General features: G+C 62.2%; 12 protein-coding genes and 1 pseudogene. 5 read left to right on the top strand and 8 right to left on the bottom strand.

Going from position 1 to position 13,493, the window contains the following annotated elements; translation table 11 throughout:
- Positions 1-55: 55 nt before the first annotated feature.
- The 5 genes and pseudogenes from nikE to nikA all read right to left on the bottom strand — a co-directional run bounded on the left by nikE (position 56) and on the right by nikA (position 4,971).
- Positions 56-868: a nickel import ATP-binding protein NikE gene (gene nikE, locus ACEQFP_RS02065; protein ID WP_035606254.1), complete on the bottom strand. Its 813-nt coding sequence runs from the start codon at positions 866-868 to the stop codon at positions 56-58.
- Positions 865-1,629, bottom strand: a complete 765-nt coding sequence (gene nikD, locus ACEQFP_RS02070) for a nickel import ATP-binding protein NikD (RefSeq protein WP_370547411.1) — start codon at positions 1,627-1,629, stop codon at positions 865-867. The genes nikE and nikD overlap by 4 nt, the downstream gene beginning before the upstream one ends.
- Entirely contained in the window at positions 1,629-2,462 is an 834-nt protein-coding gene (gene nikC, locus ACEQFP_RS02075; RefSeq protein WP_005294026.1) for a nickel ABC transporter permease subunit NikC, read from the bottom strand. Before nikC ends, nikD begins: the two co-directional genes overlap by 1 nt.
- Positions 2,459-3,403: a nickel ABC transporter permease subunit NikB gene (nikB, locus tag ACEQFP_RS02080; protein ID WP_370547412.1), complete on the bottom strand. Its 945-nt coding sequence runs from the start codon at positions 3,401-3,403 to the stop codon at positions 2,459-2,461. The genes nikC and nikB overlap by 4 nt, the downstream gene beginning before the upstream one ends.
- Positions 3,403-4,971 (bottom strand): annotated as a pseudogene (nikA, locus tag ACEQFP_RS02085) (nickel ABC transporter substrate-binding protein). The gene nikB and the pseudogene nikA overlap by 1 nt, the downstream one beginning before the upstream one ends.
- Before the next feature lie 423 nt (positions 4,972-5,394).
- Here nikA and nanR point away from each other — a divergent pair.
- From nanR to nanQ, 5 genes are all read left to right on the top strand, one after another.
- On the top strand, positions 5,395-6,186 hold the full coding sequence (gene nanR / locus ACEQFP_RS02090) for a transcriptional regulator NanR (protein ID WP_370558344.1): 792 nt from the start codon (positions 5,395-5,397) through the stop codon (positions 6,184-6,186).
- Between the two features lie 135 nt (positions 6,187-6,321).
- Positions 6,322-7,218 (top strand): N-acetylneuraminate lyase, encoded by an 897-nt coding sequence (nanA, locus tag ACEQFP_RS02095; protein ID WP_005294036.1) that lies wholly within the window; start codon positions 6,322-6,324, stop codon positions 7,216-7,218.
- A 119-nt stretch (positions 7,219-7,337) separates the two neighbouring features.
- Positions 7,338-8,828, top strand: coding sequence for an MFS transporter (locus ACEQFP_RS02100; protein ID WP_005286811.1), 1,491 nt, complete (start codon positions 7,338-7,340; stop codon positions 8,826-8,828).
- Positions 8,829-8,946: 118 nt separating this feature from the next.
- Positions 8,947-9,819: an N-acetylmannosamine kinase gene (locus tag ACEQFP_RS02105; RefSeq protein WP_370547413.1), complete on the top strand. Its 873-nt coding sequence runs from the start codon at positions 8,947-8,949 to the stop codon at positions 9,817-9,819.
- Positions 9,819-10,286 (top strand): N-acetylneuraminate anomerase, encoded by a 468-nt coding sequence (gene nanQ, locus ACEQFP_RS02110; protein WP_370547549.1) that lies wholly within the window; start codon positions 9,819-9,821, stop codon positions 10,284-10,286. Before ACEQFP_RS02105 ends, nanQ begins: the two co-directional genes overlap by 1 nt.
- A 48-nt stretch (positions 10,287-10,334) precedes the next feature.
- On the opposite strand, the gene ACEQFP_RS02115 is transcribed toward nanQ, so the two are convergent.
- The 3 genes from ACEQFP_RS02115 to ACEQFP_RS02125 form a co-directional block, all read right to left on the bottom strand.
- Entirely contained in the window at positions 10,335-10,913 is a 579-nt protein-coding gene (locus ACEQFP_RS02115) for a TetR/AcrR family transcriptional regulator (RefSeq protein ID WP_370547414.1), read from the bottom strand.
- An 83-nt stretch (positions 10,914-10,996) separates the two neighbouring features.
- On the bottom strand, positions 10,997-12,361 hold the full coding sequence (locus tag ACEQFP_RS02120; protein WP_109578892.1) for an NAD(P)/FAD-dependent oxidoreductase: 1,365 nt from the start codon (positions 12,359-12,361) through the stop codon (positions 10,997-10,999).
- A 68-nt stretch (positions 12,362-12,429) separates the two neighbouring features.
- On the bottom strand, positions 12,430-13,335 hold the full coding sequence (locus ACEQFP_RS02125) for an ABC transporter six-transmembrane domain-containing protein (RefSeq protein WP_370547415.1): 906 nt from the start codon (positions 13,333-13,335) through the stop codon (positions 12,430-12,432).
- Positions 13,336-13,493 lie beyond the last annotated feature (158 nt).

Consider the following 13,493-nt stretch of genomic DNA (forward strand, 5'->3'; position numbering starts at 1 on the left):
CGGGAGGGGGCGTGGGGGATGCCCCCTCTTGCCGCCTGAACGGCGCCAGGCAGGGTTAGTGGGGCGTCGCGTCTTCCGCCGGTGCATGGCGGCACGGGGGAAAGGCGGGCAGCACCGCCTGCTGGAGTGCCCGTCCGGCGGCGGAGGTGAGCGTCAGGCGTTCACCGACGGTTTGCGTCTCGACGATCTGCCCTTGATCCATCACGACCACTCGGTGGCAGAAACGTTCGACCAGGCGCAGATCATGGGTGATGAACAGATAGCTGGTGTCCCGCTGCTGCTGGATCCGTTTGAGTAGCGCGATGATCTCGGCCTGTAACACCAGGTCGAGGCTAGAGACGGCTTCGTCGAGGATCAGCAATTTGGGGTTGACCACCAACGCCCGCGCCAGGCAGACGCGCTGGAGCTGGCCGCCGCTCAACTGGGGAGGGCGTTGGTCGAGCACCCTCTCGTCCAACTCCACCGCCTGCAGTATCTCGCTGGCTCGCACCCGTTGCTCCGCCGAGGAGAGCGACAGCAGATGGCGCATCGGCTCGCGCAGGATCGCCCGTACCGTCTGGCGTGGATCGACCGCGCTGATCGCATCTTGGAACACCAGTTGGATGTCGCGGCGGAACGCCTTTTTCGCCCGCCGATCGAGCTGTGGCAGGGGGGTATCATGCCAGCATACGCGCCCTTGCGTGGGCGACTCCAACCCGACTAACAGGCGCGCCAGCGTGCTCTTGCCGCAGCCGCTGCGCCCCAGCAGGGCGACACTCTCGCCGCGATGTAGTTGCAACGAGATCGCCTGGAGAACCGGTTGTGCCTGGCGTCCCAATGCCGCGAGGCGATAGTGGTGGGAGAGGGTCTGCGTACTGAGTAGGCTCATCCGGCGATCTCCAGGCCATACAGGGCCAAATGTGCGGCGACTAACGCCCGCGTCACGTCGTGATGGGGCGCGTGGAACACCTGCTCGACTGTGCCTTGCTCCACCACCCGTCCATCGGCCATCACCGCCACATCGTCCGCCAGGCGGGCGACAACCCCCATGTCATGGGTGACCAGCAGCATGCCGGGTGCGCGTTGGCGCATGATCGTCGCCAGCAGATCCAGGACGCGCGCCTGCGCCACCACATCGAGATCGGTGGTCGGCTCGTCGGCGATGAGAAACGGCGCGTCGCTCAGCAGCGCCATGGCGATCATCATCCGTTGCAACATGCCGCCGCTCATCTCGAAGGGATAGCTCTGTAATACCCGCTGGGGATCATCCAAGCCGACCGCTATCAGGGCGCGTGTCAGCGTGTCGTCGTCTGCCGGTTTCGCCAACGCCAGGCAGGTTTCTCGGGCATGGCTGGCCATGGTGTGCAGGGGATTAAAGGCGCTGCGCGGATTCTGCATGATGGTGGCGACATGGCGGCCACGCAGTGCGGCGGGGTCGATGGGCATGCCATCCAGCCGGATCTGACCGGCCAGTTGGCGCACCCCGGCGGGTAGGACGCCCAGCGCGGCGGCGCAGGTCAGGGACTTGCCGCTGCCGCTGCTGCCGACCAACGCCAGTACTCGGCCGCGTCGTAGGGTCAGCGAGACCTCGTGCACCAGCGGGCGCGCCGCCTGGAGGGAGATCTGGTGTAAATCGAGTCGTTGCGGCATCAGTGTGCGTGCTCCGTTACCAGATGGGGATCGAGATGGTCACGCAGTGCGTCGCCCACCAGATTAAAGGCCATCACGCTGAGGAACAGCGCCAGGCCGGGCCAAAACATTTGTAGCGGCTGGGTCCAGATGTACTGGCGGGCGTCGTTGATCATCACCCCCCATTCGGCGGTTGGCGCCGCCACGCCGAGGCCGAGGAAGGACATGCCGGCGACGTGTAGCATCATGTGGCCGATGTCCAGCGTCGCCAAGACCAGTAGCGAGGGGATCACCGCCCCCGACAGGTGGTCGACGAAGATCCGCAGATGGCTGGCGCCGGAGAGGCGGGCGGCGAGGATGTACTCGCGCTGGCGGAGGGAGATGACCAGGCTACGCACCATGCGTGCATACCAGGCCCAATGCGACAGGGCGATGGCGATGATCACGTTGGTCAGGCCGGTGCCCAGCACCCCGACCATGAAGAAGGAGAGGATCGAGGTCGGAAAGGTCATGAACATGTCGGCGAGGCGCATGCTCGCCTGATCGATGCGCCCACCGAGTAACCCGGCGCTGCCGCCGATGATCAGACCCAGCGCCAGTACCAGCAGCAGGCAAGCCAGTACCGAGCCTAGCGAGACGCGAGTCGCGGCCAGCAGGCGCGAGAGGATGTCACGCCCCAGATGGTCGGTACCGAGCCAGTGTTGGCCATCCGGCGCACGCAGGCGCGCGGCGAGATCGATGGCGTAGGGATCGTGTGGTAGCCAGTAGTGGCTGCTGAGGGCGATCAGCGTCAACAGGGCGATGAGCAGCAGGGCCAGACGCACCGAGCCGCGGGCAGAGCGGTAAAAATTCATGCCGGTGCCCCCTCGTGACGGCGAATACGTGGATCGAGCGCGGCGTTCAGTAGGTCGACCGCCAGGTTACAGAGCACAAAGACCACCACCATGATCAGGGTGAAGCACTGGATCACCGGATAGTCGCGGTTGAAGATGGCCGACACGGCATAGCGGCCGACGCCGGGCCAGGCAAAGATGTTTTCGATGATCATCGTGCCGCCGATCAGCTCGCCGATGTGCATCCCGACGGCGGTGACGATGGGCAGCGTGGCGTTGCGCAGGATGTGACGCCGCTCGGTCTGGCGGCGATCCAGCCCGCGCAGCCGCGCCCACGTGACGTGGCGCTGGCCGGCGACCTCTAGCATGCTGGCGCGCAGCAGGCGGGCATTGATCGCCAGCGACATGAAGGCGATCGAGGCGGCGGGCAGGATCAGATGACGCCAGCTGCCGTAGCCCATCGCCGGCAGCCATTGCAGGTAGACCGCGAAGAGCATCACCAGCAGGAAGGCCAACCAGAAGTTCGGCATCGAGACACCGAGGAAGGCGATCAGCCGGACGATGAAGTCTGGCAGGCGATCGCGATGGCGCGCCGCCCAGATCCCCAGCGGAATCGAGATGAGTAGGATCAGCAGCAGAGCCGCTCCCGCCAGTAACAGCGTCGCGGGCAGGAAGCCCAGCACGTCATCCAACACCGGGCGTTGGGTGGCGTAGGAGAGGCCGAAGTCTAGCTGTAGCGCCCGCCATAGCCAGTGGGCGTACTGCATCCATAACGGCTGATCCAGCCCGAGCATGGAGCGGGTGGAGGCGACCATCTCGGGAGTCGGCGGGAGATTGGAGAGGCGCAGGTAGTCGAGCGCCGGATCGCCGGTCCCCAGGCGCAGCATCAGGAAGATGAGTAGCGAGGCGGCGAAGATCATCGGGATTAACAGCAGCAGGCGCCGCACAACGTAACGCCACATCAAGGGGCCTCCGGGGTGATCTGTTCGAAGGGGATCTCCGAGGCGATGGGCGCATACGGGATGGGGCCGAGCGCCGGCTTCGCGACCACCATCGTCGAGACGTAGCTGATGGGCAGATAGACCGCCTGGCGATGTAGTCGAGTCAGGATGTCTCGATACAGCTCCCGGCGCTGTTGCTCGTCGCTGGTGGTGAGGACGTCGCCGATTAGCCGATCGATCTGCGCCTTATCGGGCAGGCCGCGTTACGCCTGGAAGTCGGCATGCGACGGTACGCGCATCGAGCTCATGAAGGCGTGCGGGTCGTAGGGGGCGCCCCAGGTCCGGTTGAAAATCATGCCGAAGCGGCCGTCACGCTGGCGGGCGAAGATGCTGCTCTCCTCCTCCGCAACGAGCGTGATGTCAACGCCGATCTGGCGCAGATCCCCTTGAATGATCTCGGCCATCGACTTACTCAGGGCGTCGGTGCCGACGAAGGCCAGCTCGATGCGTAGTGGCTTACCCTGTTTTTCACGGATCGTTTTGCCTGCGGGTAGCAGCCAGCCCGCCTGTTCTAACCGCGCGTGAGCCAGCTGGGGATCATACTGCCGTGGCGTGAGCCCAATGTCGGCATAGGGAACGCTGGGGGCGAACAGGGTATCGGCCACCTGTTGGGTGCCGTACAGGGCGTGTGCGATCAGCGCAGGCTTATTGACCGCGTGATTCAGCGCCTCACGCACCGCCAGCTCGTCGGTTGGCGCCTGGGCGGAGTTGAGCGCCAGCACGACCGTCTCGACGGGGGCGGAGAGCTGTGTGCGGTAGCCGGAGGTCTGGCTAAAACGGGCGAAGGTGTCGAGGGGCAGCAGCCCCTCATTGCCATACAACAGATCGATCTCGCCGGTCTCGAAGGCCACGGCGCGCGTGGTGGCATCGGGGATCACCTTGACGGTGATCTGACGCAAGGCCGGTTTGTGGCCCCAGTAGCGTTCGTTACGCACCAACACATCATATTGATTGAGCCTGCTACTTTTTAGCATCCAGGGGCCGGTGCCGATCGGTTGCTGGATACCGAGATGGCTACCCTGCGCCTTGAACTGTGACGGGGCGATGAAACGGAAGGGGCGCGGTAGCGCCAGCTCCTGCAGGAAGGGGTAGTAGGCGCTTTTGAGGGTGATCTGCAACGTCTGCGGGGCGGTCGCCCGGACGTCGACGATCTGATTGGCCAATTCCAGCCAGGCGTGGCGCTGGCGGTTCGCCAGTACCGCGTGGAAGTTGGCGGCGGCGGCCTCGGCATCGAACGGCTCGCCGTTGGAGAAGGTCACCCCTTGGCGCAGGACAAAGGTCCAGACCTTACCATCGGCGGAGTGGTGCCAACGCTCGGCCAGCCAGGGGATCACTGAACCATCTGCCTGGTACTTGACCAGCGGTTCATACACCATGCTCTGGGCGAACATCTGATTAGGGGCATACAGGTGTGGATTCAGCGGTCCGACATTGGTCGGCCAGGCGGTGGTGATTTGCTCCACGGCGGCGTGAGCGAATAGGGTGGCGCAGCTGAGCAGCGCGCAGAGGGTGCGACGGAGTCGGGACAAAGCGGTGGCCTCAAGTTAGGGAAGCGTAATGAGTATGATGATTTTATAAATTCTGCATACGATTAATGTGTGATGGATCAATGAAATGACAATATGTAAAAATATGTTGCTGACGTGACTGACGTGACTGACGTGACTGACGTGACTGACGTGACTGACGTGACTGACGTGACTGACGTGACTGACGTGACTGGCGTGACTGATGTGACTGCTGTGGCGGGCGAGAGGGGGCCGGATGGGCGAGCTTCGTTTCGTCCGTGGGGCAGTCGATGTGGCGGCGACGATGCCGGGGGAGGCGGGCCGGGAATCGTCCTTCGTCCGCTGGCCGTGTCGTGGCCGACCGGGTTGGCGTGGCGAGGTTTCCCCCTATTTTCGATCCTGTGTTAGGATAACTGAGTTTACCGTGACTGACTGCTGACTTGAATGGACGCTATGAACGACTTCGACCCCACCACGCTCTCCTCGCCTGCGGCCATCGGCCATAACCTGCGTCGTCGTCCGTTGGTGCGTAAGAAGCTATCGGAGATGGTCGAGGAGGAGTTGGAGCAGATGATCCGCCGTCGCGAGTTTGGCGAGGGGGAGCAGTTACCTTCCGAGCGTGAACTGATGGCGTTCTTCAACGTGGGCCGCCCGTCGGTGCGTGAGGCCTTGGCCGCCTTGAAGCGTAAGGGATTGGTGCAGATCAACAACGGCGAGCGCGCCCGCGTCTCGCGCCCCTCCGCCAATACCATCATCGGTGAGCTCTCTGGCATGGCCAAGGATTTTCTCTCTCATCCGGGGGGCATCGCCCACTTCGAACAACTGCGCCTGTTTTTCGAGTCTAGCCTGGTGCGTTATGCAGCCGAGCATGCGACGGATGCGCAGGTCGCCTTGCTTGAGCAGGCCTTGACCATCAACAGCCAGTCGCTGGATGACAACGCCCTATTTATTCGCTCCGACGTCGATTTCCACCGGGTACTGGCCGGGATCCCCGGTAATCCGATCTTCATGGCGATCCATGTCGCCCTGCTCGATTGGCTGCTGGCGGCGCGTCCTGCGGTCGCCGATGCCGATCTGCATGAGCATAATAATGCAAGCTATCAACAACATATCGAAATCTTCAACGCCATCCGCCGTCATGACCCCGACCAGGCCGATCGCGCGTTACAGACGCATCTCAACAGTGTCTTCGCCAGTTGGCAAACCCTGAGCGCCCAGTCGTCAACCGACGAATAGTGACGATCCTAACGATCATTTAGTGAACTCGATCGCACAATGAAGCTGCGACTATGGGCTGTCGATTATTTAATCTGGTATAACAGGTATACAGGCATGTAGTTAGACAATATTACATCATCGACAGAGGTCATCATGGCAAGAGAATTAAGAGGCGTAATGCCGGCATTGTTAACACCGTTCGACCATCAACAGCGGCTGGACACCGAGAGTCTGCGCCGTCTGGTGCGGTTTAACATCGCCCAGGGTATCGATGGGCTGTATGTCGGTGGCTCTACCGGGGAAGCCTTCATGCAGAGCCGGGAAGAGCGTGAGCAGGTGCTGGAGATCGTCGCCGATGAGGCACAAGGGAAGGTGACCCTGATCGCTCACGTCGGCGCGATCAGTACGGCGGAGAGCCAGCAGTTGGCCCAGGCGGCGCGGCGTTACGGTTTTGACGCCGTCTCGGCGGTCACCCCGTTCTACTACCCCTTTAGCTTCGCCGAGCACTGCGACCACTATCGCGCCATCATCGACTCAGCCGATGGCTTGCCGATGGTGGTGTACAACATTCCGGCGTTGAGCGGCGTGAAACTGACGCTCGATCAGATCAATACCCTGGTCACCCTGCCGGGTGTCGGGGCGTTGAAGCAAACCTCCGGCGATCTGTATCAGATGGAGCAGATCCGCCGCGCCCATCCCGATCTGGTGCTCTACAACGGCTATGATGAGATCTTCGCCAGTGGCCTGCTGGCCGGGGCCGACGGTGGCATCGGTAGCACCTATAACATCATGGGATGGCGTTATCAGGCGATCGCCCAGGCGCTGCGAGCGGGTGACGTGCAGACGGCGCGCTCGCTACAGAGTGAGTGTAACCAGGTGATCGATCTGTTGATCAAGGCCGGGGTATTCCGTGGCCTGAAGATGGTGCTGCACTATATGGATGTTCTCTCCGTACCGCTGTGCCGCAAGCCGTTTACGCCTGTCGAGGCCTGCTATTTGCCGGCATTGAAGGCGTTGGCCGAACAACTGATGGCCGAGCGGGCGCGTTAATGGCCTAACCTCCATGCGGGAGGCGTGACGTCGTTCCGGCCACACAACTTAGGAACCTAGGCCGGCTGTCCGCGCCTCCTTGCGCATAACAATGAAAAACAGAGCGTCGGGAGAGTGATATGAGTACTACAACCCAGAACATCCCGTGGTATCGCCATCTCAATCGGGCGCAGTGGAGAGCCTTTTCCGCTGCCTGGTTGGGGTACCTGCTTGATGGTTTTGACTTTGTTTTAATCGCCCTGGTGTTGACCGATGTCCAGGCTGAATTTGGATTGACGACGGTACAGGCGGCCAGCCTGATCTCCGCCGCCTTTATTTCCCGCTGGTTCGGTGGGCTGATGTTGGGCGCCATGGGCGACCGCTATGGCCGTCGTCTGGCGATGGTATCCAGTATTATCCTCTTCTCCGTCGGTACCTTGGCCTGCGGCCTGGCGCCGGGCTACACCACCATGTTTATCGCCCGCCTGGTGATCGGCATGGGGATGGCGGGGGAGTATGGCTCCAGCGCCACCTATGTCATCGAGAGCTGGCCTAAGCAGTTGCGTAACAAGGCCAGCGGCTTCCTGATCTCCGGTTTCTCCGTCGGTGCGGTGGTGGCAGCCCAAGTCTATAGCCTGGTGGTGCCTACCTGGGGCTGGCGCGCGCTGTTCTTCATCGGCATCCTGCCGATCATCTTCGCCCTCTGGTTGCGTAAAAATATTCCGGAGGCACATGACTGGAAAGAGAAGCATGCCGGTAAGGCGCCGGTTCGTACCATGGTGGATATCCTCTATCGTGGCGAACATCGGCTGATTAACATGCTGATGACGGCGGTCGCCGCCATCGCCCTGTGGTTCTGCTTCGCGGGTGACTTACAGAATGCAGCCATCGTGGCGATCCTGGGGCTGTTGTGCGCCGCTATCTTCATCAGTTTTATGGTGCAGAGCAGTGGCAAACGTTGGCCTACCGGCGTGATGCTGATGGTGGTGGTACTGTTCGCCTTCCTCTACTCCTGGCCGATCCAGGCGCTGTTGCCCACCTATCTGAAAACCGAGCTGGACTATACCCCGGCCATCGTGGCACAGGTTCTGTTCTTCAGTGGCTTCGGCGCGGCGGTTGGCTGCTGTGTCGGCGGTTTTCTCGGTGACTGGCTGGGTAGCCGTAAGGCGTATGCCTACAGCCTGCTGGCCTCACAATTACTGATTATCCCGGTCTTCTCCATCGGTGGGACCCATGTCTGGGTCCTGGGTATCCTGTTGTTCTTCCAACAGATGTTGGGTCAAGGTATCTCGGGGATCCTGCCGAAGCTGATCGGCGGCTATTTCGATACCGATCAACGGGCGGCCGGTCTGGGCTTTACCTACAACGTTGGGGCGCTCGGGGGGGCATTGGCGCCGATCCTCGGGGCGTTGATCGCCCAACGTCTGGATCTCGGTACCGCCTTGTGTTCTCTCTCTTTCAGCCTGACCTTCGTAGTGATCTTGCTGATTGGCCTCGATATGCCCTCACGGGTACAGCGTTGGCTGCATCCTGAGGCGCTGCGCACGCACGATGCGATCGACGGCAAACCCTTCAGCGGTGCGGTTCCCTTCGGTGGCTACAAGGGTAACGTAGCGAAGAGTAAAGGATAAGTGGCGTCATCGGCCCGGTAGTATGCCGGGCCGCTTGTTAGGGGCGGGTAGGGGCATTGCGTATGTCATTTCTTAAACAGGGTTGTGGACATCACACCGCGCTAAGCGGGGTAACACGATGAGTACGTTAGCGATCGATATCGGCGGGACGAAGCTGGCCTGCGCCTTGGTGGGGACGGATCGAGAGATCCGTGAGCGACGAGAGCTGCCGACACCGGCCAGCCAGACGCCGGATGCGCTACGCGCCGCGCTCCAGACGCTGGTGGCGCCGTTGCAGCACCTGGCGTCACGCGTCGCCATCGCCTCCACCGGCATCATTCATCAGGGGACGCTGCTGGCGATCAATCCCAGCAACCTGGGCGGCTTGCTACGTTTTCCCTTGGTCGAGACCCTTCGCGAGCTGACCGGGTTGCCGACCTTGGCGCTGAACGATGCCCAGGCCGCGGCCTGGGCGGAGTATCAGCCCTTGGCGGCGCAGGTGCGCGACATGCTGTTTATTACCGTCTCCACCGGTGTCGGCGGCGGTATGGTGCGTGATGGGCGTCTGGTGCAGGGGCAGGGCGGACTGGCGGGCCACATCGGCCATACCCTGGCCGATCCTCAGGGGCCGCGTTGTGGCTGTGGCCGGGTGGGCTGTGTCGAGGCGATCGCCTCGGGGCGCGGGATCGCGGCGGCGGCACGCGGGGCGTTGGCCGGCTGTGACGCCAAGGCGATCTTCGCCCAGGCGGCGGCGGGGGATGCACAGGCATGCCAATTGCGTCAGCGCTCGGCGCGCTGTCTGGCGCGCTTGATCGCCGACATCAAGGCGGTGACGGATTGTCAGTGCGTGGTGATCGGCGGCAGTGTCGGGTTGGCTGCGGGCTATTTGCAGCAGGTGACTCAGTTTTTAGCGGAAGAACCGGCGCCTTATCAGGTGGCGTTACGTGCGGCGTATTATCGCCACGATGCAGGATTATTGGGCGCGGCATGGCTGGCGCAAGGAGAGAAATGATGATGTTGGGCGATGTGCAGGGGCTGAATGAGGCCGGACTGCATCCACAGTTACACGCGGCGTTGTGCCGTGCCTTGGCGGCGACGCCAGCGGATAAAGAGCCGGGGCGCTATGCGTTGGATGGTGATGATATCTTTATGAATGTCATGCAGTTGACCACGCAATCCCCGCAGGAGAAGGCGGCGGAGTTGCATGCGGACTATATCGACATTCAACTGCTGTTACGCGGGGAGGAGCGCATCCTCTACGGGTGTGCCGGTACGGCGTGCGATTGCGAGGCGTGGCATGAGGAGGAGGATTATCAGCTATGTCAGCAGATCGCCCATGAACAGTGCGTCACGCTACATCCGGGGATGTTTGCCATCTTTATGCCGGGCGAACCGCATAAGCCGGGCTGTCGGGTGGGGGAGGCGCAGGCCATCGCCAAGGTGGTGATCAAGGTTCGTGCCAGCCTGTTGGCCGCCTAAGCCGGGCCGCCGTGAGGCGGCCGGTTGTCGCGACCGAACGTGCCGCGCTTAGTGGATCAGGCGCTGCACGACGTCCATGATCTCCTGCTGCGCAAGGGCGACGCGCTCGGGGGTCGGATCCAGGATCAGCTCATCGGCATAGCCATTGATCAGGGCGATGATTTGACGCGCGCTACGCGAGCTGTCGGCAATGGTAAACTCGCCCGACTGCACGCCGCGCAGTAGGATGTTCTCCAAGGCGCGATGCCAGGCGGTGATGATCTGGCTGTAGCTGGCGGCAAATTGTGGGTCGCACAGCGAGGCGTTCCAGGCATCCAGATAGATACGCCAGGAGGCGTCTTGGCGGGCGGGCAGGTTATCGCGAATAAATACGCTGAGTGCCTCGCTGGGCGTCAGCGGCGCCAGACAACGCTCCAGCTCGGCGATCTCATGGTGAAAGAAATGCTCCACCGCACAGATGGATAGGGCTTTCCAGTCCTTGAAATAGTGGTAGACATGACTGCGTGCCAGCCCCGCTTTTTCGGCGACGTCGCGCGTCGATACCGCCGCCATCCCCTTCTCCTTAAACAGGGCCAAGACCGTCTCGATAATCATGTTTTTGCGTTGTTCGCTGGATGGACGCGCCATGGTAACCTCGTTCGTCATACCGCTATGGAATGCCATGCGCTGCACGGCGTTGGCGCGTATTATTACATGTCCGGCCGCGAAAACTAATGGTTTGCTATCTCTTGCGCCGCCTGTAAGCCGGAGAGCAAGGCGCCGTGGGCGGTGCCATAGTAACGGCGCGAGACGGCTTCGCCGGCGAAATAGAGCCGATCCGCCACCGACTTACCTAAGGCGCGCCGATCGCGCGGGGTCGAGCCGGTACGGTAGTAGGAGTAGGAACCCGCGCTGTAGGGGTCGTGGGACCAACGAGTGATTTGGTAGCGTAGCGGCTGCGGGATCGTCGGGCCGAAGAGGCGTTGCAAGACGCCCATGGCGTCCGCGACGATCTGTTGATCGCTCAGCGTCTCCATGGCGACGCCTTGGCGCGCCGCGTTAAAACCGAGCAACACGGGCCAGTGGGCGGCGCGGGCGAAGCTGACCCACTCGCTCCAGACGCCGGGTTGCGGGGAGATATACTCTAACCAGTCGATATCATCGGGCCAGAAGATGTGGGGAAACTGTAAGTAGCATTTATTCAGCGTGCCCATGCCGAGGCGCTGAATGGCACTCAATTTGTCGGCCGGGAGCGCGGGGGCGAACGTCACGTGACCACGCTGTAGCACCCCGAGCGGCAGCGTGATCACGACGCGATCGGCCTGGAATACCTCACCCTGCAGGGTGTGCACACTGACGCCCGTCGTCGAGTAGGCTATTTGGCTGACCACTTGGCCGAGGGCGAGGGTGAGTCCTTGGGCGAGATGATCGGTGATCTGGCTAAATCCTTGCGGGAAGAGGGCGTCCTCGCCGCCGAAGGCCCAGTCGTCATCGAAGTAATAGGTCGACATCTCGCCGAGCGCGCCCGAGAGCTCCTGCTCCAGGTTCGAATTGAGCAGATACCAGATGTTGAGGCGCTCGCTGGGGCTGGCATCCTGGACGATGTCCGCAACGGTGGCCAGGATGCTCTTATCCTGGGGCGCCGACTGCCCCTCTTGGAGCGTCTCGAATAATACCGACTTGAGGCGCTCTAAGACGCGCTCCTCCTTGGCACTCAGCGGGCGGCCATCTTGAGCGAAGACCAGTGCCTCCTCGTAGTGTGTCGGCAGCAGGCGAGCACCGATCTGCTCGGCAATGCCGGTCAGGGGGTTCTTCTCAGTGCCGTGGATCCAGGTGGCGCCCAGATCTAACGGCATCTCCGGCCAGGCGTGGCTGGTCCAGATACGTCCGCCTATCCGTTGGCGGGCCTCTACCACCTGGACGGCGAACCCCTGCGCTTGCAGCGTTCGGGCGCAGGCCAAGCCGGCTAATCCCGCGCCGATCACCAGCACCTTGGTGCGCGTGGGGCGCCGTTCGGCGGCGTGTGTCGGTAAGGCACCGAGCCATAGCGTCGCCAGGGCGGCACTCATCATGCGTAACATCTCTCTACGGTTCATCTCATTCACTCCGGTCGACGGCGTGTCGGTGTGAGAGACACCAAAGGGGCACGCGCGCTTAAGTATAGTTATTCCGCGGCGACGCGTTGCGCGATATCACGCAAGCGTGCCAGCTGATCGGTGAGGGTTGGGCTTTCATCCAGGCTGTTGACGAAATTCCACAGGTAGGTCATGACGGCATAAACATGGCCCGCCGCGATTTGGGATTGGCGGCTCAGTAAGGCGATCGCGAGGAGAAAGAGCAGGGCCGCGCCGATGTCGACGATGAGGTAGGCCAGCGACTCGCGATCCGAGATAGCCACCCGCAGCCGCGCCAGGATCTGGTAGTGGCGCGTGAGTCCGTGGGGGGAGGGGCCGCCGATGAGCCCGGCTTCGCGCTCCAAGCGATCGTGTAGGCGCCGATGCAGGCGTTGATTGCCTTGTGCGTAGGCGGGTAGCAGCAAGAATCCGAGCATCATCATCCCTAGGCTGGCCAGTCCGAGCCAGAATTCGAGCACCAACAGCATCGTCACCGCACCGATGAGCGCGATCAGGCTGGTCATCAGCAAGGGGAGATGGCGTTCGAAGAAGTCGATGAATTCGCGCGCGAGGGTGACCCGGGCGATGATAGTGGAGGGCGTCTCCCGTCGCTGGCGTTGGGCGAGGATGACCGATACGGCCAGTGTGCTAGAGAGCCGGGTGAAGGTACGGGTATCCACGGATCGGCGCAGCGCGCCGATCAGCCAGAAGAGCAGAACGATCAGTGCGTAACTGGACGCCTTGAGCCCCTCGCCCTGGACGATGGCATCGATGGCAAAACCGGCGAAGAGTGGATAGGTCACCAACAGCAGATTTTCTAGGGTGATCAGGGCGAACTTGACGAGCAGGGCGAGCGGGTTACGGCGGGCGATGCTCAGCAACGTGCGGCGTGCGCTGGGCGAGGCGTGGGGGAGCACACCGCGCGCGGCATGAGGAGCGTGAGTCGGCGGCGTCATGGGACTTCCTCGCAGTTGCCTCTAGGCTGAGCGGGTGAAAAAATACTTGAGCGACCGCTCAAAGTCAATCATTTGTTGAGCGATTGCTCAATTTAGTGGGGGTAACGCCATCGAGGAGGGCAACATGAAGGAAGAGGCGAGGGTCTGGTGAGCGTAAG

The organism is Edwardsiella sp. A.80236, from assembly GCF_044540725.1.
GTDB classification, from domain to species: domain Bacteria; phylum Pseudomonadota; class Gammaproteobacteria; order Enterobacterales; family Enterobacteriaceae; genus Edwardsiella; species Edwardsiella tarda.